Source organism: Microbacterium sp. CH1, from assembly GCF_001595495.1.
Taxonomy (GTDB): Bacteria; Actinomycetota; Actinomycetes; order Actinomycetales; family Microbacteriaceae; genus Microbacterium.
The window spans coordinates 472,625-493,861 of record NZ_LOSO01000015.1 but is presented as its reverse complement, the minus strand read 5'-3'; the positions used below and the strand labels follow the sequence as shown (position 1 = coordinate 493,861).

Annotated in this window: 15 protein-coding genes; 3 read left to right on the top strand and 12 right to left on the bottom strand. The window is 71.9% G+C overall.

Annotated elements, in window-relative coordinates; translation table 11 throughout:
• The 5 genes from nagB to AUV07_RS10685 all read right to left on the bottom strand — a co-directional run bounded on the left by nagB (window position 1) and on the right by AUV07_RS10685 (window position 7,514).
• Window positions 1–780 (bottom strand): glucosamine-6-phosphate deaminase, encoded by a 780-nt coding sequence (gene nagB / locus AUV07_RS10705; protein WP_025103796.1) that lies wholly within the window; start codon window positions 778–780, stop codon window positions 1–3.
• Complete coding sequence (locus AUV07_RS10700; RefSeq protein WP_062635951.1) at window positions 773–1,738, bottom strand: ROK family protein; 966 nt, start codon at window positions 1,736–1,738, stop codon at window positions 773–775. Before AUV07_RS10700 ends, nagB begins: the two co-directional genes overlap by 8 nt.
• Before the next feature lie 31 nt (window positions 1,739–1,769).
• Window positions 1,770–2,957, bottom strand: a complete 1,188-nt coding sequence (locus AUV07_RS10695; RefSeq protein WP_062635949.1) for an ROK family transcriptional regulator — start codon at window positions 2,955–2,957, stop codon at window positions 1,770–1,772.
• 79 nt (window positions 2,958–3,036) lie between these two features.
• Window positions 3,037–6,306 (bottom strand): family 20 glycosylhydrolase, encoded by a 3,270-nt coding sequence (locus tag AUV07_RS10690; RefSeq protein ID WP_062635947.1) that lies wholly within the window; start codon window positions 6,304–6,306, stop codon window positions 3,037–3,039.
• Complete coding sequence (locus AUV07_RS10685; protein ID WP_082802912.1) at window positions 6,297–7,514, bottom strand: alanine racemase; 1,218 nt, start codon at window positions 7,512–7,514, stop codon at window positions 6,297–6,299. Before AUV07_RS10685 ends, AUV07_RS10690 begins: the two co-directional genes overlap by 10 nt.
• 25 nt (window positions 7,515–7,539) lie before the next feature.
• Between AUV07_RS10685 and AUV07_RS10680 the strand changes: the two genes are divergently transcribed.
• Entirely contained in the window at window positions 7,540–7,944 is a 405-nt protein-coding gene (locus AUV07_RS10680; RefSeq protein ID WP_025103791.1) for a RidA family protein, read from the top strand.
• A gap of 115 nt (window positions 7,945–8,059) precedes the next feature.
• Complete coding sequence (locus AUV07_RS10675) at window positions 8,060–9,547, top strand: L,D-transpeptidase family protein (RefSeq protein ID WP_231868242.1); 1,488 nt, start codon at window positions 8,060–8,062, stop codon at window positions 9,545–9,547.
• 85 nt (window positions 9,548–9,632) lie between these two features.
• Here the strand turns inward: AUV07_RS10675 and AUV07_RS10670 are convergent, their stop codons facing one another.
• On the bottom strand, window positions 9,633–11,852 hold the full coding sequence (locus tag AUV07_RS10670) for an NADP-dependent isocitrate dehydrogenase (RefSeq protein ID WP_062635945.1): 2,220 nt from the start codon (window positions 11,850–11,852) through the stop codon (window positions 9,633–9,635).
• A 153-nt stretch (window positions 11,853–12,005) separates the two neighbouring features.
• Between AUV07_RS10670 and AUV07_RS10665 the strand changes: the two genes are divergently transcribed.
• Complete coding sequence (locus AUV07_RS10665) at window positions 12,006–12,464, top strand: GNAT family N-acetyltransferase (RefSeq protein WP_025103788.1); 459 nt, start codon at window positions 12,006–12,008, stop codon at window positions 12,462–12,464.
• 85 nt (window positions 12,465–12,549) lie between these two features.
• On the opposite strand, the gene AUV07_RS10660 is transcribed toward AUV07_RS10665, so the two are convergent.
• The 6 genes from AUV07_RS10660 to purH all read right to left on the bottom strand — a co-directional run.
• A complete protein-coding gene (locus tag AUV07_RS10660; protein WP_062635944.1) occupies window positions 12,550–13,371 on the bottom strand; it encodes a hypothetical protein in 822 nt (273 codons plus the stop codon).
• A gap of 91 nt (window positions 13,372–13,462) precedes the next feature.
• A complete protein-coding gene (locus AUV07_RS10655) occupies window positions 13,463–15,274 on the bottom strand; it encodes an ABC transporter ATP-binding protein (protein WP_062635942.1) in 1,812 nt (603 codons plus the stop codon).
• Window positions 15,271–17,217: an ABC transporter ATP-binding protein gene (locus tag AUV07_RS10650; protein ID WP_062635940.1), complete on the bottom strand. Its 1,947-nt coding sequence runs from the start codon at window positions 17,215–17,217 to the stop codon at window positions 15,271–15,273. Before AUV07_RS10650 ends, AUV07_RS10655 begins: the two co-directional genes overlap by 4 nt.
• Before the next feature lie 304 nt (window positions 17,218–17,521).
• Window positions 17,522–18,019 (bottom strand): methylated-DNA--[protein]-cysteine S-methyltransferase, encoded by a 498-nt coding sequence (locus tag AUV07_RS10645; protein WP_062635938.1) that lies wholly within the window; start codon window positions 18,017–18,019, stop codon window positions 17,522–17,524.
• Window positions 18,016–19,524, bottom strand: coding sequence for a DNA-3-methyladenine glycosylase 2 family protein (locus AUV07_RS10640; protein WP_062635936.1), 1,509 nt, complete (start codon window positions 19,522–19,524; stop codon window positions 18,016–18,018). The genes AUV07_RS10645 and AUV07_RS10640 overlap by 4 nt, the downstream gene beginning before the upstream one ends.
• A gap of 145 nt (window positions 19,525–19,669) precedes the next feature.
• On the bottom strand, window positions 19,670–21,237 hold a 1,568-nt coding region (gene purH, locus AUV07_RS10635; RefSeq protein WP_082802911.1), incomplete at its 5' end, for a bifunctional phosphoribosylaminoimidazolecarboxamide formyltransferase/IMP cyclohydrolase.

Sequence of the window (21,237 nt, the reverse complement as noted above, 5' to 3'; positions counted from 1 at the left end):
TCAGATGCCCTGCCAGGCCGGCTTGTTCGCGAACGTGTAGCGGTAGTAGTCGGCGAGCTGCAGCTTCGACGCGGCGGCCTCGTCGACGACGATGGTCGCGTGCGGGTGCAGCTGGATGGCCGAACCAGGCAGCAGCGCGGTGAGCGGCCCCTCGACCGCACCGGCCACGGCCTCGGCCTTGCCCGCGCCGAACGCCAGCAGCACGAGGTGACGCGCTTCCAGGATGGTCCCCAGCCCCTGCGTGATGCAGTGCATCGGGACGTCGTCGATCGAGTCGAAGAACCGGGCGTTGTCCTCCCGGGTCTGCTCCGTCAGGGTCTTCACCCGGGTGCGGGAGGCGAAGGAGGACCCGGGCTCGTTGAAGCCGATGTGCCCGTCGGTGCCGATGCCGAGGATCTGCAGGTCGACCCCGCCGGCCGCGGCGATGGCCGCGTCGTAGTCCTCACCCGCGTGCTGGATGGTCGCCTCCGCGCCGTTCGGCACGTGGATGCGCTCCGGGTCGAGGCCCAGCGGCTCCACCACCTCGCGGGTGATGACCGAGCGGTAGCTCTCCGGGTGGGAGGGGTCGATCCCGACGTACTCGTCGAGCGCGAAGCCCCGCACCTGCGAGACGTCCCGGCCCGCGAGGCGGCTGCGGAGAGCCTGGTACACCGGCAGCGGCGTGGATCCGGTCGCGAGTCCGAGCACCGCGTCGGGGCGGCGGTCGATGAGCTCGACGATCTCGGTGGCGACCAGGGCGCCGGCGGCCTCGGCATTCTCGACGATGACGACCTCAGCCATGCGGAACGATCTCCTTCTCAGAAATGGATGCGCCCACCAGAGCGGCGCCGAAAGCGGCGGCGGGGGAACCCGCGGGGAGCAGTTCGATTCTCTCATCCAGCCGCAGGGACTTCAGGAACGGTGACGCCTGCGCGCCCGCGTGCAGGGCCGCGCGGATCCCGTCCGCGAGCCGGCCACCGAGCGCGGTGAGACCGCCGCCGATGACCACCGTCTCGACGTCGGCCGAGAGCACGAGCACGCGCACGGCCGCCGCGGCCCCGAAGAACAGGTCCGCCTGCAGGGCGAGGGCGTGCGGATCGCCCGCGTCGGCTGCCTCCACGATGTCCTTGATCGGGAGCGCGCCGGGGCGTCCCCAGGCCTTGGCCAGCGCCCCGCCGCCGCAGAACGTCTCCACGCAGCCGCGCTGTCCGCAGCCGCACAGACGCCCGCGGGGGTCGACGGAGAGGTGCCCGACCTCGCCCGCGGTCCCCCGCGCCCCGCGCCAGATGCGGCCGTCGACGACGATGCCGGCCGCGACGCCGGTGCCGAGGTTCAGGTAGGCCATCGATCCGGCGACGTCGCTCAGGACGGCGGCGCCGAGCGCGGCCGCCTTCACGTCGTTCTCCACCCGGAACGGGACGCCCAGCGCCTGCTCGGCGCGCGCCGCGAGGTCGAGGGATTCCACGCCGAGGTTCACGGCGTGCAGCACACGCCCGGTCTCCGCCTCCACGAGGCCGGGGATGCCGATGCCGGCGGATCCGACGGCGGACAGCGGCAGCCCGCTCTCCTCGGCGAGCGCGGCGACGGTCGAGACGATGCTGTCGACGACGGCGTCCTCTCCCCACCCGGTCGGGCGGCGGAGGCGGGCGAGGATCGTCCCCGCCGGGTCGACGGCGACGGCGTCGATCTTCGTGCCGCCCACGTCGAGGCCCACGCGAAGGGGCCGACCGGCGCGGTCGGCGGAGGCGGGGACGATCATCGGATGCCGTTCCCGGTCATGGTCGCGGAGGTCACGACACCCCCAGCTGCCCGGAGAGCACCATCACCGCGGCGCCCCGGAGCACGATGTCGTCCTGACGGGTGAGCCGCACCATGACGTCCTCGAAGACGCCCTCGAGCGTGCGGGCGTGGAGCGTCTCGACGGCGGCGTCGATGAGCGTGCCGTCCAGCAGCTCGGCGGGTCCGGAGAGCACGACCTCGGACAGGTCGAGGGCGGCGACAATCGGGGCGATCGCGATCGCCATGCGGGTCCCGGAGTCGCGGAGGATCTCCTCGCGCGCGGCCGGGTCGGCGTCGAGCGCCTCCTGCATGCGACTCACGCTCAGCCAGGCCTCCAGGCAGCCGATCTTGCCGCACGCGCAGCGGGGGCCGCCGTCCGTGCCGACGACGACGTGACCGATCTCCCCCGCCGCAAAACGGCTGCCGAGGAGCGGCTGGCTGCCGGTGATGAGCCCGGCACCCACGCCGCGGCCGATCTTGATCAGCATGAAGTCGGCTTCCGCCTCGCCGAACGTGTACTCCGCGAGCACAGCGGCGTTGGCGTCGTTGCGCGCCAGCACGGGGAGGTCGAGCTCGGCGCTGAGCTTGGCCTCCAACGGGAAGTCGGTCCAGCCGAGGTTGGGCGAGCTGAGGACGAGGCCGTCCGGGCGCACGACACCCGGGGTGCCGATGCCGACGCCGAGCACCGGCTGCGTGGCGATCTCGACGAGGGTCTGCGCGAGGCCGCGGAGGGCGTCGTACGCGGCATCGCCGTCGGGCGTCGCGGGACGCGGAACCTGACGCCGCTCCAGCACGTCGCCGTCGAGGCTGAGCACGGCGCCCTCGAAGGCGGTCGGACCGGACAGGTCGAGTCCGATGATCTGATGCCCCACGCGGTCGATGTCGATGAGGATCGGCGGCTTTCCGGGGCCCACCGCCTCGCGGACGCCGATCTCGACGACGATGCCGTCGGCGATGAACTCCGCGACGAGGTCGGAGATCGTGACGCGCGTGAGGCCGGTCTCGCGGGAGAGGTCGGCGCGGCTCATCGCCCCCGAGTGATAGAGCGTCTGCAGCACGAGGGCGCGGTTGTGACCGCGCGCGTGCTCGGGGAGCACCTTGGTGCGCGAACGGAGATGCCGCGCGGGGCCGAAGGCGTGCGCGTTCGCGGCGACGAAGTCTGTCGTTGCCGCGGGGCGCTGATCATCCGAAACGGACATGTTTGTTAGTAGACCTTACGAACAGGAATTGTGCAACTGTTCCGCGCGATTCCGCGGGCAGGGTTACCGAAACGTGACATCATGCCGACCACGGATCCTCGTCAGCGGCCCGGCGGAGCAGGCGCTCGACGAGGCCGGCGACGATCGCCTCCCGTGTCTCTACGGTCATGGGCTTGCCGGGGACCCCCGGGCGCCGCTGCTCGGGCGACGGACCGTCCAGCGGACGATACCGCACCCCCGCCGCGGCGAGGCGCCGCAGGTGCGTGGGCAGCCGCCGCGCGAAGTCGGCGAACGGGGCGGGCTCTCCCCCGTCCCAGAGCCGTTCCGCGATCGCGGCGAGACGCGGGAACATCGCGAAGTCGACCCGGTCCCTGCTCGGCAGGTGCTCCGTCCACACGTTCGCCTGCCCGCCGACCGCCCCCTCGACGACCTGGAAGGAGTACGCGCGCTCGATGGTCAGCGGCGGACCGACGCGGATGGGCTCCTCGGTCGATTCCGACTGCGGGTAGTCGAGGTAGACCTCGAGATCCGGACACCCCACGACCGGGATCCCCCGGCGCAGCGCCTCGCGCATCGCGACCGGTCCGCGCCAGGCGAGGATGCGGACGCCCTCGGGCACCTCGCCCTCCAGCACCTCGTCCCAGGCCAGCGCGGTCCGACCGCGGCGGCGGACGTGGTCGACGAACTGCGCCGTGAACCACGGCTGCACGTCGTGCGCCGTGGCCAGCCCGAGCTCCTGCATGCGCGCGGCGGCGGCCGCGCTCTCCGCCCACTCGGTCACCGGGACCTCGTCCCCGCCGATCCCGATCCACGGGGACGGGAACACGTCGCACAGCGCGTCGATGGCGGCACGGCCGAAGGCCAGCGCCTCCGGGGTCGGCGCGAGGGTGCGGGCGTTCACGCCGAAGCGCTCCCACGGCCCGGTGGGCGGCGTCCCGACGTCGAGGTTGCCGAGCTCTGGATAGGCGGCGAGCGCGGCCTGGATGTGTCCCGGCAGCTCGACCTCGGGCACGAGCGTCACGAAGCGCTCCTCCGCGTAGCGCACGAGGTCGCGCAGCTCGGCGGAGGTGTAGAAGCCCTCGTGCACGCCGGGCTCGACCGTGGCCTCCGGTCCGTGACCGCGTTGGGTGGCCTCGCGCCGCGCGCCGACCTCGGTCAGACGCGGGTAGCCGGGCACCTCGAAGCGCCAGCCCTGGTCGTCCGTCAGGTGCAGGTGCAGGATGCTGAGGTGGTGATCGGCGAGCAGGTCGATGAGGCGACGCACGTCCTCCGCAGGGCGGAAGTGCCGCGCCACGTCGAGCATCGCACCGCGCCAGGCGGAGGCGGGAGAGCCCTCCCAGCGCCCGGCCGGGATGATCGCGGGGAGGGCGGGGTCGTGGTCCGGGTCGCGGAGCTGCCGCAGCATCGTCGCGCCGCGGAAGACTCCTTCTGGCGTCGCCCCCGCGATCTCGATCCCGGAGGCCGTCACGGTCACCCGGAAGGCCTCGGCCCCGTGGCGCCCCGCGGCGGAGGCCGCGGCGCCCAGCTCCTCGTCGATCACGAGGCGGATCGCGGGCAGTATGTCGTCCGCTCCCCCGCCGCCGAGCCGTGCGACCGCGGCCGCCAGCTCCAGCGCGCCGAGGATCGGGGTCGAGGGCGTCCACCGGAAGCCCGGAGCCAGGGAGACGATCTCTGCGGGGATGTGCGGCACCGTCGCCCGCGGCGCGGACGGAGGCATCCGCAGCGCACGGCCGGCGACGGCACCCGTGGGGTTGCCGTCGATGACGACCGGCACACCGCCGACGAGCACCTCTTGCACGCCCTGCGGCGCGCCGTGCGGGTCGTCGAAGGTGGCTCCGGCCGCGATCGTCGCGGGATCGAAGAGCACCAGGTCGGCGGTGGCGCCCTCGCGGATCACCCCGCGCGGTGCGTCGCCGCGGTCGAGGCCGAGGCGGGCGGCCGGGTTGCCGGAGAGATGACGGACCGCTTCCTCGAGGCTCAGCACCCCCAGCTCCCTGACGTAGTGCCCGAGGTAGCGCGGGAACGTGCCGCGGCCGCGCGGGTGCGGGCGCGCGCCGATGAGGATGCCGTCGCTGCCGCCGGAGTGCCGCGGGTGCCGCATGATGGCGCGGACGTTGTCCTCGTCGCCGATGTGCATGAGCACCCCCGTGGCGCCCGCATCGGCGAGGATCGTGTCGATCACGACGTCGACGGCGCGCTGCCCCGTCTCCGCCGCGATGTCGGCGATCGTCCGGCCGACGAGCCCGGCCAGATCGGGGTGGGCCGTTCCGGAGATCTGGATCGCCGACCAGTCCGCCGTCTCGCCGTGGAATCCGTCGCAGCCGATCTCCTCCAGCTCGACCCGGACCGCCTCGCGCCCCTCGGCGTCGAGAGCTCCCAGGACGCCGAGCAGGTCGCCGGTCGCCGCCAGCCGGCTGGGCAGGAGGGCGGCGAGGGTCGTCGCCCCCGGGAGATAGGGATAGGTGTCCAGGGTCACGTCGACGCCGTCGGCCGTCGCCGCGTCGACGAGCGCCAGCAACTCGGCGGCGCGACCGCGGTTCGGGGTGAAGTTCATGGTCGCGTGGGTGAGATGGACCGGGCACCCGGTGCGGCGGCCGATCTCAATGGCCTCGCGATACGCGTCCAGCGCCGCCCGCCCGTAGCTGCGGGTGTGCGGCGCCCAGTAGCCGCCGCGCTCCGCCACCACCCGGCAGAGGGCTTCGAGCTCCGCGGTGTCGGCGTACATGCCCGGGGTGTAGGTCAGGCCGCTCGACATGCCGAAGGCCCCCGCGTCCAGGGCCTGCCCGAGAAGGTCGGCCATCTCCGCGATCTCGGCAGGGGTCGCCCGGCGGTCGTCATGTCCGACCACCATCATCCGGAGGTTGCCCTGCGGCACCAGCACCGCGGCGTTGGCCACCGCGGCAGCGTCGATCGCCTCCAGGAAGTCGTCCATCGACCGCCACGGGACCTCCGCCGGCCGCCCGTTCCAGCCCGCGATCTGGGCAGGGATGACGGCGGCGGTCGCCTCGTCCAGCGGCGCGTAGCCCAGGCCGTCCTGCCCGAGCACCTCGGTCGTGACCCCCTGCCGGATCTTGGCGTCGTGCGCGGCGCCCTGGAGCACCGCGAGGTCGCTGTGCGCGTGCATGTCGATGAAACCGGGCGCCAGGACGAGGCCGGACGCGTCGACCTCGACCGCGCCCTCCGGCAGCTCGAGCGTCGCCCTGTCGCCGTCGCGGACGACGGCGACGACCCTGGCCCCCTCCACCGCGACGTCCGCGACGACGCGCGGGGCACCGGTGCCGTCGACGACGGTCGCCCGACGATAGACGCGCACCAGGCCGGCGGTGGCCTTCTCGGCGCTCAGAAGCATGTCGCCACCGCGTCGATCACCCGGGGGTCCTCGGCGTCGGGGTCGTCGATCACGGCGACGACGCGCCATTTGTCGAACGCGGTGCACGGATGCGAGAGACCCAGCCGCACGACCTCCCCGACCGCGACGGTCGCCCCGTCGGCAAGCCGGAGGAAGGCGTGCTGGTCGTTCAGGGCGGTCACGGCGCCGGCGACCGACTGCGGCACCGGGAGGTCGATGTCGAACGGCACGTCCCGCCGCCCGGCGTCGAGCAGGGCGAGGCCGGGTTCGGGCTGGGAGACCACTCGCGACCACGCGTGCATCGCGGACCGCAGCGGAGCGGTGTCCGTCAGCGGACCGAACGGCGACATGCGGGAGTAGAAGCCGTCGTCGTGGATCTGGAACGCACCGGAGCGCAGCACGACCTCGGCGTCCCCTCCCGCGGCGCCGAGGACCGCGGCGGCGCGATCGGGGAAGGAGCTGCCTCCCGCGCTGAGCACGGGCCGGAGGTCGTCGGGGTAGTCCAGTCGGTGATGCAGTTCGACGAGCGTGGCCAGGAAGCCGTCCACCGCGGCGACCGAGGCCGCGGAGCGGTCGGGACCGAAGGGCCCCTCGTAGCCCGTCACTCCGGCCAGGCGGAGGCCAGGAGCGGCCGCGATCGCCGCGGCGATGTGCTCGCCCTCCGCCACCGTGCGCGCGCCCGTCCTGCCCTGCGCGCCGCCGAGCTCCACGAGCACGTCCAGCGGTCGCGGGGCGCCGGCGAGGGCGTCGGCGAGGATCGCGACCCCGGCGAGGGAGTCCGCGCCGCAGAGGATCCGCAGGCCCTCGTCGGCAGCGAGCATCGCTCCGAGCTCACGGGCCGCGGCGCCGTCCGTCACTCCGTTGGCGATGAGCACCGTCGGCACACCGGCGTCGACGGCGACGCGGGCCTGCCAGGGCGTGGCGACCGAGATCCCCCAGGCTCCGGCATCGAGCAGCCGCTGCCAGAGTGCGGGCGCCATGGTCGTCTTGCCGTGGGGGGCGAGGCGGACGCCCTCGCGGGCGGCCCAGCCGAACACCGTGTCCTCGTTGTGCGCGATCGCGTCGGCATGCACCGTGAGCACCGGGGTGCCGAGGTCCGACAGGCGCAGACCGGCGGCGCCGACCTCCGACAGACGCAGCCCCGCCGCGTGGGCCGGAAACCCCTTCGCCCAGGCGCCGAGGACGGGATCCGGAATTTGTAGAGGCATCTAACAAGGCTACTAGGCTGGCGGCATGACCGCGAAGACACGAGTTTCCACCGACGCCGCCCCCGCTCCCGCGCACACCTTCTCGCAGGGCGTCCGCAAGGGCCCGATCGTCCAGGTCTCCGGCCAGGGCCCCGTCGACCCGCAGACGAACGAGTACCTGTACCCGGGCGACGTCGCGGCGCAGACCACCCGCACGCTCGAGAACGTCAAGGCCATCGTGGAGGCCTCCGGCGCCACGTTCGACGATGTCGTGATGCTGCGCGTGTACCTCACCAAGCGCGAGGACTTCCCGATCATGAACGAGGCGTACGGCGCATTCGTCGAGGCCCACACGACCAGCGGCGTGCTGCCCTCGCGGACCACCGTCTTCACCGGACTTCCCCGCGAGGAGATGCTCGTCGAGATCGACGGGCTCGCCGTCGTCGACTGACCTCCGACACCCCAGGCGAACGGGGAGGCACCTTATCAGGACCGTTGCCTCCCCGTTACCAGCCATCCCGTACCATGGACGACAGGACACGTCGAGACTGCGGGGGGTGTAGTTCGTGACCGATCTGATTTCCACACCGGGCACTGCGACGGGGGCACAGCCCGACGATGCGACACCGACGAGCGTCCTGACGCCGGAGGCGACGACCGACACGGTGCCTCCGCAGACCGGCGAGCAGCCCCTGGCCTGGGCTCCCGTCGAGCCCGCCCCGAAGAAGCGCCGCCTCGGCCTGTGGATCGGTCTCGGCCTCGGCGTGGTCGCGCTCGGTGCCGGCGCCGCCTCGATGATCCTCATCGCCCCCGGCACCACCGTCGCGGGCATCCCGGTCGGCTGGATGACCCCCGGGGCCGCCGCCGATGCGATCAGCTCCCGCCTCGCGCAGACCGAGGTCACGCTCACGGGCGAGGGCGACGACGCCGTGCTCACGGGCGCCGACCTGGGCGCGACCGCCGATGCCACCGCGCTCGCCGACGCCGCGTTCTCCGCGCACCCGATGTGGAACCTCGGCGCGTGGATGGGCGACCCCGTGCCGGCCGACATCGTGCTCGACCAGGAGACCGCCGCCGCGGCTCTCCGCAGCGCCGTCCCCGGGAGCTTCGTCGACCCGGTCGACGCCGGTGTCGTCTTCGACGCCGCGACGGGGGCCTACACCGTCACCCCGTCTACTCCGGGAACGGGCATCGACGTGGCCGATCTGAACGCGGCCTTCGTCGAGGCCGTGGGCGACGGCCGCACGACGTTCGAGTACCCCGGCGGTCCGGCCGAAGCCGCGCCGGCCGTGTCCGACGACGACGCCACGGCGACGGCGACCACGCTCAACACCATGCTCTCGACGATCGGCTTCTACGTCGGAGAGGAGCGGACCGTCCCCGTCTCCCCCGAGGTCGCGGCCTCCTGGCTGACCGTGGTCGACGACGACGGGCAGCTCCGCATCGAGGCCGACCCCGAGGCGATCCAGGCCACGGTCGACACGCTGCCCGCCGCCGTGGACCGCGCGCCCGTCAACGCGACCAACATCGTCGACTCCGCCGGTACGGTGCTGCGCGCCGAGCAGGAGGGCGCCACCGGACGCGCGCTGGGCGACACCTCGCAGATCGCCGACCAGTTCGCGACACAGCTGGCCGCGGGCAACGGGGCGTTCGCTCTCCCGGTCAGCGAGACCCCCTTCGAGACGACGAATCTGTTCCGTCGTGCCGAGATCGACCTGAGCTCGCAGCGGGCGTACCTGTTCGAGAACGACAAGGTCGTGCAGTCCTGGGCGGTGTCCACCGGTCTCCCGGGGACTCCGACACCGACCGGCAACTTCAAGGTCTTCGCACACACCGCCATGCAGGACATGGGCTGCTTCGAAGGGGCGCCGTACTGTACCGAGGACGTGCCCTGGATCACCTGGTTCGCCCCGAACATCGGCTTCCACGGCACCTACTGGCACAACAACTTCGGCAACCGGATGAGCCACGGCTGCGTCAACCTCCCGGTCGACCTCGCCAAGTACGTCTACAACTGGTCCCCCGAGGGTCTCGAGGTGTCCGTCCACAACTGACCCGGAGCCCTGCACCGGGCGAGCCCGGCAGGGGAAGACAGCAGAAGGGGGCGGATGCCGCAGCATCCGCCCCCTTCTCGTCGTCTCAGCGCAGGGCGTCGACGATCTCGTTGAGCGTCGTGGACGGGCGCATGACCGCCTCGACGAGCTTCTCGTCCGGACGGTAGTAGCCGCCGATCTCCACCGGGGAACCCTGGACCGCGTTGAGTTCGGAGACGATCGTCTCCTCGTTGGCGGCGAGCTTCTCGGCGATGGGCGCGAAGGCGGCGGCGAGCTCCGGGTCCTTCGTCTGCGTCGCCAGCTCCTGCGCCCAGTACAGGCCGAGGTAGAAGTGGCTGCCGCGGTTGTCGATCGTGCCGAGAGCACGGCCGGGCGAGCGGTCCTCCTCGAGGAAGGTGCCGGTCGCGGCGTCGAGCGTCTCCGCGAGCACGCGGGCCTTCTCGTTGCCCGTGCGGTCGGCGAAGTGCTCGAGGGAGGCGGCCAGCGCGAAGAACTCGCCCAGCGAGTCCCAGCGCAGGTAGTTCTCCTCGACCAGCTGCTGCACGTGCTTCGGAGCCGAGCCACCGGCGCCCGTCTCGAACAGTCCGCCGCCGGCGAGCAGCGGCACGATCGAGAGCATCTTGGCGCTCGTGCCGACCTCGAGGATCGGGAACAGGTCGGTGAGGTAGTCGCGCAGCACGTTGCCGGTCACCGAGATGGTGTCCAGGCCGTGACGCATGCGGGCGAGCGTGTACCGCGTCGCCTCCTCCGGCGCGAGGATCGTGATCGTCAGGCCCTTGGTGTCGAGCGTGGCGAGACCCTGGTGCACCTTCGCGATGATCTGCGCGTCGTGCGAGCGGTTCGCGTCGAGCCAGAACACGGCCGGGGCACCCGTCGCGCGGGCGCGGCCGACCGCGAGCTTGACCCAGTCCATGACCGGGATGTGCTTGGTCTGCGTCGCACGCCAGATGTCGCCCGCGCCGACCTCGTGCTCGATGAGGACGGTGCCCTCGCTGTCGAGCACCTGGACGATGCCGTCCGCCGTGATCTCGAACGTCTTGTCGTGGCTGCCGTACTCCTCGGCCGCCTGCGCCATGAGACCCACGTTCGGCACGGTGCCGATGGTGGCGGGGTCGAGCGGGCCGTTCGCGATCACATCGTCGATCACGGCCTGGTAGACGCTCGCGTAGGAGGAGTCGGGGATGACCGCGATCGTGTCGGCCTCCTCGCCGTCCTTGCCCCAGAGCTTGCCGCCGTTGCGGACGAGGGCGGGCATGGACGCGTCGACGATGACATCGCTCGGCACGTGCAGGTTCGTGATCCCCTTGTCGGAGTTCACGTACGACAGGCGCGGCCCTTCGGCGATGGCCTTGTCGAACGCCGCGGCGATCTCCTCGCCACCCGCGACGGTGGCCAGGCCGGCGAGGATCGAGCCGAGGCCGTCGTTCGCGCTGAGCCCGGCCTCGGCGAGCTGGGTACCGTACTGGTCGAAGACGTCCTTGAAGAACGCCTTCACGACGTGACCGAAGATGATCGGGTCGCTGACCTTCATCATCGTGGCCTTGAGGTGCACCGAGTAGAGCACGTCGTCGGCCTTGGCCTCCGCGAGGGTGTCGGCGAGGAACGCGTCCAGCTCCTTCGCGGACAGGAACGTGGCGTCGATGATCTCGCGCGGGAGGACCTTGAGCCCCTCCTTGAGGACCGTGACGGTGCCGTCCTTCGCGGTGTGGCGGAAGGAGAGGACGTCGTCGTGAGCGGCGACCCACGAGCGCTCGTTGTGCTTGAAGTCGTCGTGGCCCAGGGTGGCGACGCGGGTCTTGGAGCCCTCCGCGAACGGCTTGTTGCGGTGCGGGTGCTTCTTGGCGTAGTTCTTCACCGCCAGCGGGGCCCGGCGGTCGCTGTTGCCTTCGCGCAGCACCGGGTTCACGGCGGAGCCCTTGATGCGGTCGTAGCGGGCGCGGATGTCCTTCTCCTCCAGCGACGAGGGCTCGTCCGGGAAGTCGGGGATGTCGTACCCCTGCTGCTGCAGCTCCGCGATGGCCGCCTTGAGCTGCGGGATCGACGCCGAGATGTTCGGCAGCTTGATGATGTTGGCCTCGGGGAGGGTGGCGAGGCCGCCCAGCTCCGCCAGCGCGTCGCCGACCTGCTGCTCGGGGGTGAGCTTCTGCGGGAAGGCGGCGAGGATGCGGCCGGCCAGAGAGATGTCCCGCGTCTCGAACTCGATGCCCGCCTGGCCCGTGTAGGCCTGGACGATCGGCAGGAACGAGGCGGTGGCCAGTGCCGGTGCCTCGTCGGTGTAGGTGTAGATGATGGCGTCGTCGGTCACCGGGAGGTTCTCCGTTCACGAGGTCTATTTGTCTCGATACCAAGATACCTGAGCGGCGTCGGCCCCGAAGCGGCGGCCCCGAGGGAGGCACCCGGTCCGTGAAAAGTCCTCCCGAGTGATGAATGCGGTGACCGGAGGGGCTAGCCTGGGGACATGTCCGAACTGCGCATGGTCGAACTCTCCGCCGCGACGATCGTCGCCGTGAACAACCTGTCGCTCAAGCCCGGACAGGAGCAGTTCCTCGCCCCCGTCTCGTACGGCATCGCGGCCACCGTCATCAACCCGCAGACCTCCTGGCAGCGGGTGATCCTGGACCGCAACGAGGTCGTGGGCTTCGTGAGCGCCAACTTCGATGACGAGGCCCCGGAGGAGCACTTCCGCTCCGTGCTGTGGCGCATCAACGTCGACGCGGACGACCAGGGTCGCGGTGTCGGCCGCTTCGCCGTGGAGAGCCTCATCGACGAAGCGCGCAACCGCGGCGTCGACCACGTCAACGTCATCTACGAAGCCGGCGAGGACGGCCCGGAGGCGTTCTTCCGGCGCGTCGGCTTCACCCCCGTCGGGGAGACGGCCTACGGCGAGGTCATCGCCGAGATCCGGGTCCCCTCCTGAGACCGGCGGCGGGGTCTCGAATCCCCTCCCCCATCGAGACTCCGTCGCCCTCGGATTCCGCCGGGCGGCGCGACCTCGATCCCTCTCAGCGCTGACCGCTGTCGCCGGGAGGCGTGCCCTTCCCCCGGCGGCTGTTCCACGCGGCGAGCGCAGACGCGGCAGCTCCGGCCGCCCGGTCGATGGCCTCCGCAGACCGGTGCAGCATGTCCTGTGCGGCGTCCTGCCAGGCCGGAGTCGGCGGCGCCTCCCCCGTCTGCACCTTCGCGGCGTGCTCGGCGGCCTCGAACGCCCGCTCCAGCTCGGCGACGGCGTCGCGGTAGGCCGCGTACTCGGCGGCGGTCACGCGGCCCGTCGTCTGCCGACGCGCCTCGACCGCCGCGCCGGCGGCCCGGAGGTAGGCGGCCGTCTCCGGGCGCTTCACGTCCGTCATCTCGGGATAGGTGATCTGCAGCGCGGGGTCGGTCTCGTACCGCATCCACCGCGCCGTCACTGCCTCGTGCTCCGCATACAGCCGCTCCAGCGGCCGCGGGGCGGAGCCGGCGGGGATCGCGGCCCGGGCGGCGTTCACCCTGACGCGCCGGGCGCGGACGTCGGCCGCCGCCGCCCTGGCATCGCGTTCACGCTCCTTGAGCATGCGCCGGGCGCCGGCCACCTGCTCGGCGCTCGCGCGCTGCGCGGCCCGCTCGGCGGAGACCCTCGCGAGGTCGGCTCGTGCCACCTTCAGCGCCGTCCGTCGGACCACCGCGCGCTGCTGCGCCTCGCGGAGGTCGTGCCGTGCGGCGTCGTACTCCAGACGGCGGCCGCTGCGGGTGTTGCGACGACGCACCCCGATCGCCCCCGCGGTCACCCCGGCGGCGGCGGTCGGCGCGAGCCACCACCACTCCGCGACGAGGAGGAAGGGGTCCATCCTTCGATGCTACCGATCGCGGCGCGCCCGCGCCCCGACGCAGCGGCCCCGGCATCCGTGCGGATGCCGGGGCCGCTGTCGCGTCAGCGCGTCAGACGAGCGTCTCCTGCCAGGCCGCGTGCAGCTGGGCGAACTTCCCGGTGCCGCCGATCAGGGCGGCCGGGGTGTCGTCCTCGATGATCCGGCCGTGCTCCATCACGAGCACCCGATCCGCGATCGCCACCGTAGAGAGCCGGTGCGCGATGATGATCGCCGTCCGGTCGGCCAGCAGCGTCTGCAGCGCGTCCTGGATCAACCGCTCGGACGGGATGTCCAGCGAGGCCGTCGCCTCGTCGAGGATCAGCACCGCCGGGTCGGCGAGGAAGGCGCGGGCGAACGAGATGAGCTGGCGCTGCCCCGCCGAGACACGACCACCGCGCTTGTTCACGTCGGTGTCGTACCCGTCCGGCAGCGCAGAGATGAACGCGTCGGCGCCCACCGCCCGTGCCGCCTCGCGGATCTCGTCCAGCGTCGCGTCCGGGCGCCCGAGCGCGATGTTGTCGGCCACGGTCCCGCTGAACAGGTACGCCTCCTGCGTGACCATGACGATCGCCCGGCGGAGATCCTTCGGGTGCAGCGACCGGAGATCGACGCCGTCGAGCGTCACCGTCCCCGCGGAGGGGTCGTAGAACCGCGAGATGAGCTTGGCCAGCGTGGACTTGCCCGCCCCCGTCGTCCCGACCAGCGCGATGGTCTGCCCGGCCGGGATGTCGAGCGAGAAGTTGGGCAGGATCGTCTTGTCCTCGTTGTACGCGAACGTGACCTCGTCGAAGCGGATGTGCCCGCGGGACTCCCAGAGGTCGACCGGCTTCTCGGGGTCCGGCACCGTCGGGACCTCCTCCAGGACGCCCGACACCTTCTCCAGCGCCGCGGTGGCGGACTGGTAGGAGTTGAGGAACATCGCGATCTCCTGCATCGGAGCGAAGAAGTTGCGCACGTAGAGCACGGCGGACAGCAGCACGCCGACCGTGAGCGCTCCTTCCGAGACCCGGATGCCGCCCCACAGCACGACGACGCCGAGCACGAGCGCCGCGACGCCCATGAGGCCCGGCTCGAACGTGCCGAACAGCAGCATCGAGCGACGGTTCACATCCCGGTACTCGCCGGCCACACCCTGGAAGGCCTCGTCGTTGCGCGGCTCCTTCCGGAAGGCCTTGACCGCGCGGATGCCCGTCATGGTCTCCACGAACTGGACGATCACCTTCGCGCTGATCACCCGGGACTCGCGGTACACGAGCTGCGAGCGCGAGTAGAACCAGCGCATGAGGAAGAACAGCGGGATGCCGCCGATCGCGAGGATCAGACCGGACTGCCAGTCCCACACGCACAGCGCGATGAAGGTGAAGACACCGAAGAGCACGCCGGAGACGAGCTCGTTCAGGCCGCCGTCGAGGAGCTCCTTGATGGAGTCCAGGTCGCTCGTCTGGCGCGAGATGATCCGCCCCGAGGTGTACGACTCGTGGAACTCCAGGCTCAGGCGCTGGGTGTGCAGGAAGATGCGCTTGCGCAGGTCCAGCAGGACGGCCTGAGTCAGCTTCGCCGCGATGATGACGTACCAGGCGATGAGCACGGCGGCGAGAGCACCCGCGAGCAGGTAGATCCCGCCGACGACGAACGTCGGCATCCAGTCGGCGTCGTCGAGCACCGCGGGGAGCGCCCGGTCGAGGCCGATGCTGATGAGGATCGGCCCCGCCACCTGCAGCGCCGTCGAGATGACGAGCACGGTCGCGGCGAGCACGATCTGCGGCTTGAGCGGACGCACGAGCGAGCCGAGCAGCCGCAGCGAGCGGCGGCGGATCGCCCTGCTCTCCTCCGTGGTGAGGCGGGAGCGGTCCTCGTCCTGGGTTCCGGTGAGGGAGCTCATCGCTGCACCTCCTCTCCTGCGAATCGGGGGGCGCCTCCCGGCGCCTCGTCATCGGCCTCCTCGCGGATGCCGTCCTGCACGGTCTCGTGGATCTCGGCCTGCTCGTCGCGGATGATCGGGATGGCACCGGTGCGGGCGGCCTCTTCGGCTTCCAGACTGGAGATGACATGCCGGTAGTGGCGGCTCGTCCTCAGCAGCTCGGCGTGCGTGCCGACGGCGGTGATCCGGCCGTCCTCGAGCAGCGCCACGCGGTCGGCGAGGGCCACGGTGGACGGACGATGCGCGACGATCATCGCGGTGGTGTCGGCGAGCACGTGCCGCAGCGCCTCCTCGACGAGCGCCTCGGTGTCGACGTCCAGCGCCGACAGCGGATCGTCGAGGACGAGGACCCGGGGGTTGGCGGCCACGGCACGGGCCAGCGCGAGCCGCTGGCGCTGTCCGCCGGACAGGCTCAGTCCCTCCTCGCCGATCACCGTCTCGACGCCCTCGGGGAGCGTGTCGACGAAGGCGGCCTGGGCCACGTCGAGCGCCTCGCGCAGGACGCGCTCGGCTTCGGGGCTGTGCACGTCGAGGTCAGCGCGTCCGAGCAGGACGTTCTCGCGGACCGACGCCGAGAAGAGCGTCGCGTCCTCGAACGCCATCGCGATGTGCTCCCGGAGCTCGGCGAGCGTCAGGTCGCGCACGTCGACGCCGTCCAGAGTGACCCGGCCTCCCGTCACGTCGTACAGCCGCGTCGGCAGCGTCGTCAGCGTCGTCTTGCCGCTGCCGGTGAGCCCGACGAGCGCCATGGTCTCCCCCGGCCGCAGCACGAGGTCGATGCCGTCGAGCAGGTCCCGCTCGTCGGCGGCCGCGTCCTGGTACCGGAAGTGCGCGTTCTCGAACGCGAGCTCGCCGCGCGGGTTCTCGATGTGCACCGGGTTCTCCGGATCGGTGATGGTGTTCGTCTCCGAGAAGATGTCGAAGACGCGGTCCGTCGCCGTGCGCGCGTCGAGCATGAACGAGAACAGGAAGCCGATCGACTCGATCGGCCAGCGGAGCACGACGGCCATCGCGAAGAAGGCGAAGAGCTCCGCCGACGTGATCGCGTCCTGCGAGATGAGCCAGATGCCCGACATGAGGCTGAGGCCGAAGGCGATCTGCGGCATGAGGTCGAGCCAGAACCAGATCGAGGCGATGGCCCCGGCCTTGCTCATCTCGGTCTCGCGCAGCGTCTCGGCCTGACGGCTGAAGCGGCGGAGGGCGTGCGTGCCGCGGCCGAACGCCTTGAGCACGCGGATGCCGTGCACGCTCTCCTCGACGCTGGTGGCGAGATCGCCCGCCTGGTCCTGGCTGCGGCGGGTGAGCGCGCCGTAGCGCTTCTCGAACAGGTAGCCGCGGATCCACAGCGGGATCGCCGTCACGAGGAAGATCGTGCCCAGCAGCCAGTGCCAGCGGAACAGCAGCACCGAGCCGATGAGGATCGTCAGCACGTTCACGACCAGCAGCACGAGGCCGAAGGCGAGCCACCGGCGGATGAGGCCGATGTCCTGCATCATGCGGCTCAGCAGCTGCCCGGACTGCCACCGGTCGTGGAACGCGACGGGAAGCGTCTGCAGGCGCGAGTAGAGCTCGGTGCGCATGCGGTACTCCACCTGCGTGGCGGGGAAGAGCACGAACTGCCGGCGGAGCCACACCATGAGCGCCTCGCCGAGGCCGAGGGCGAACACGGCGAGCGCTCCCCAGATGATCGCGTCGAGCGCTCCGGACTGCACCGGCCCGCCGATGATCTGCTCGAGCACGATGGGGATCATCAGGGCGATGAGCGCGGCCGCGAGCGCGCTGGCGGCACCGCCGGCGAGGCGCCAGATGACGGGCTTCACGAACGGCTTGAGCCGCCACAGCGCGGCGGGCGTGGAGAGGGAGGACGAGGGGGACGGGTTCTGCGCGGAAGACGAGGAAGACATGTCTCTCAGAGGAGTCGAAGGGGAGAAGAGCGGGGAACGGATGCGAGAGCGGGCTCACGGAGCCCGGCATCCGGTGCAGAAGAGGGGCGGAGGCTCTAGGAGAGCGGGCGCGCCGGGGTCGAGCCGAGGGTGGCGATCCGCGCGGTGGCGATCGTGGTCATGGTGTCCTCCTCAAGGCTCGGCGAGGTCGTCCGGTTGGCGCGACAGCCCATCAGCCTATTCCTGTGAACCAGCTGAGCGCAAGGGGAATTCCCGGGACGCCGAAGAGCCCGCTCCGTGCGGGGCGGGCTCCTCGTATCGGAGGTCAGCGGGCGGCGCGCTCCCGCGCCAGAAGGCTCTCCTTCACCGGGAGCCCCCACGCGAAGCCGCCGAGGGAGCCGTCCGTGCGGAGCACCCGATGGCAGGGCACGAACAGCGCCGGGGCGTTGCGGGCGCAGATCGACGCCGCGGCCCGCACCGCCTGCGGATTGCCGAGCCGGGCCGCGAAGCCGGTGTAGGTCAGGGGCTCCCCCGGCGCGATGCCGCGGAGCGCCGCCCAGCCGGCGAGCTGGAGGGCGGTGCCCGTCTGCGCGACGGCGACCCCGTCGATCGCCGTGACGTCACCCGCGTAGTACGCGCCGACCGCGTCGGCCGCCTCCGTCTCGGCGTCGCGCACGGTGTCGGGGCGGACGCGGGCGGGAAGACGGCCGAGGATCGCCTCGACGTCGTCGGTCCACCCGGACACGAGCACCCGCTGGCGCTCGTCGGCGAGGATCGTGAAGGGACCATCGGGGGTGTCGAGGGTCTGGATGAGAGCGGTCATGAGGTCTCCTCGGTGTCGGATGCGATGTCGCGGGCGGGCCGGACGGCGGACCTGCGCCGCGGTCCGGCGGGACGGATCGGGGCGGCACGCCACAGATGCGCGCTGAGGTAGCTGCGCCACGGTGCGGTGCGCTCCGCCCAGGCGGTGAGGGTCTTCGGGTCGGCGGGCAGCCCGGACGCGGCGGCACCGGCCCGGAGAGCCACGTCGCCGGGGAGCAGCACGTCCGGATCGCCGAGCACCCGCATCCGCACGTAATCGGCGGTCCAGGGTCCGATGCCGGGCATCGCGAGGAGGGCGGCGCGCTGCGTCGGGCCGTCATCGCCCACGGTGAGGGTCAGGCTCCCGTCCGCCAGGGCCGCGGCGGCTCCCGTCACGGCGCGGATCCGGGCGGCGGGTCCGCGCAGCACCTCCGCGCCGTGCGCCGCGATGGCCGACATCGTCGGGAACAGCAGTCCCTCGGGGGTCCGCTCCCCCAGCGCGTCGGTGAGGGCGGTGAGCGCGGTGCGGGCGGCGACAACCGTGATCTGCTGCCCGATCATCGCGCGGATGAGCATCTCGTGCGGATCGGCAGCGCCGGGCACGCGGATGCCGGGGGTCCGCGCGACGAGGGGCGCGAGCGGCGGGTGCGCCATCAGCGCCTCCTCGATCGCAAGAGGGTCCGCATCCAGGTCGAAGATGCGGCGCGCGGTCGCCACGAGCGGTGCGAGGTCGCTGAGCTGCGCGACCCGCGCACGGAGGCGGAGACGGTCCGCCTCGTCCTGACGCACCTCGAACCACGCGGGGCCGCCCGGCATCCGGAGGTGCCGGGAGAACGAGGTCGCCGTGGTCTCCTCGACGCCCGTCACGGCTCGCGCGGCCATCCACGCGAAGACCCCGGCCGCATCCAGGGGGCCCCGGTACGGCAGGACGAGGTCGATCGTTCCGGGTACGGCCGCGGAGGGCGTGCGGCGGCGGGCGCGCAGCTCCCCCGGCGTGAGACCGAACACCTCGCGGATCGTGTCGTTGCTCTGGCGGACGCTGTGGAAACCGGCGGCGAAGGCGACGTCCGCGATGGGCATGTCGGTGCCCACGAGGAGCATGCGGGCCGTGTGGGCGCGGTGCGCTCGCGCAAGTGCAAGCGGCCCGGCGCCGAGCTCGGTCGTCAGCAGCCGCGTGAGGTGACGGCTCGAGTAGCCGAGCCGCGACGCGAGTCCTGGCACGCCCTCGCGCTCGACCACGCCGGACGCGATCAGGCGCATGGCCCGCGCGGCCGTGTCTCCGCGGACGTCCCACGCGGGCGACCCGGGGGCGGCCTCCGGCAGACACCGCTTGCACGCGCGGTAGCCGGCCTCGTGCGCCGCGGCACTCGTCGGATAGAACGTGACGTTCTGCGGCTTCGGCGTGCGCGCGGGGCAGCTGGGCCGGCAGTAGATCCCGGTCGAGCGCACGGCGGTGACGAACTGCCCGTCGAAGCGGGTGTCCCGAGCGCTGATCGCCCGGTAGCGCTCGTCGAAGGAGGGGTTCATGTCCTCCACTCTCTCACCCCCGCACGGCTACGGCTGGCGGAAATCGGACATCGCGGTTCCCTCCCCCGAGACCCCGCCTACGCGCCGAGACCCCGGCGTGCAGACGTGCGCACGCCGGGGTCTCGGCGGAAGACCGGGGTCTCGGTCAGTGGAAGAAGTGACGCTCCCCCGTGAAGAACATCGTGACACCGGCCTTGCGCGCGGCATCGACGACCTCCTCGTCCCGCACGGAGCCGCCGGGCTGCACGATCGCCGTGACACCCGCGTCGATGAGCACCTGGGCACCGTCGGCGAACGGGAAGAACGCGTCGGACGAGGCGACGGATCCGGCGGCACGATCACCCGCACGCTCCACCGCGAGGCGGCACGAGTCGACGCGATTGACCTGGCCCATGCCGACGCCGACCGTCGCGTTGTCCTTCGCCAGCACGATCGCGTTCGACTTCACGGCCCGGCAGGCCTTCCACGCGAAGATCAGGTTCTCCATCTCCTCGTCGCTCGGACGCTCCCCCGACACGAGCTCCCAGTTCTTGGCGACGGAGACGATGTCGTCCGGGAAGCGGTCCGCGTCCTGGAGCAGGAGGCCGCCGGACACGAGACGCACGTCCATGCGCTCCTGCTGCCAGTCCTCGGGAAGCTGCAGCAGACGCAGGTTCTTCTTCGCCTTGAACACCTCGAGGGCCGCGGGCTCGAACGACGGCGCGACGATGACCTCGGTGAAGATGTCCTTGAGGTTCTCGGCCATCTTCAGCGTCACGGTGCCGTTCGCGGCGATCACGCCGCCGTACGCCGACACGGGGTCGCACTCGTGGGCGCGGAGGTGCGCGCTGGCGATCGGGTCCAGGGCGTTCGGGGCCGTCGTGGCGATCCCGCAGGGGTTCGCGTGCTTGATGATCGCTACCGCCGGCTTGACCATGTCGTAGGCGGCGCGCAGGGCGGCGTCCGCGTCGACGTAGTTGTTGTACGACATCTCCTTGCCCTGCAGCTGCGTGGCCTGGGCGATGCCGTGGCCCCCGGCGCGGGTGTAGATGGCCCCGCGCTGGTGGGAGTTCTCCCCGTAGCGGAGGGTGGCGAGGCGCTCGGCCTGGATCGTCAGGTGCGCCGGGAGGTCGCCCGGGTCGTTGAGCGTGCCCTCGGCGAACCACTGCGCGACGGCCGTGTCGTAGGCCGCGGTGTGCGCGAACGCCCGCGCCGCGAGCTCCCGCCGCTGGGCGAGAGACGTGCCGCCCTGCGCCGCAGCCGCGATGATCGCCGGGTAGGACTGCGGCGACACGACGATCGCGACGTTGGCGTGGTTCTTCGCCGCCGCACGCACCATGGCGGGGCCGCCGATGTCGATCTGCTCCACCACGTCGTCACCCTCGGCGCCGGAGGCCACGGTCTCCACGAACGGGTAGAGGTTGACGACGACGAGCTCGAACGGCGCGATGTCGAGGTCGGCGAGCTGCCGCTCGTGGTCCTCCAGGCGCAGGTCGGCGAGCAGGCCTCCGTGCACCTTCGGGTGCAGCGTCTTGACCCGGCCGTCGAGCATCTCGGCGACACCGGTGACCGCGGCCACGTCGGTCACCTCGAAGCCGGCGTCGCGGATGGTGGACGCCGTCGAGCCGGTCGAGACGATCTCGACGCCCGCCTCGGCGAGCGCGGCGGCGAGCACGAGCAGGTCGGTCTTGTCGCTGACCGAGACGAGAGCGCGCCGGATCGGCACGGTGTCGC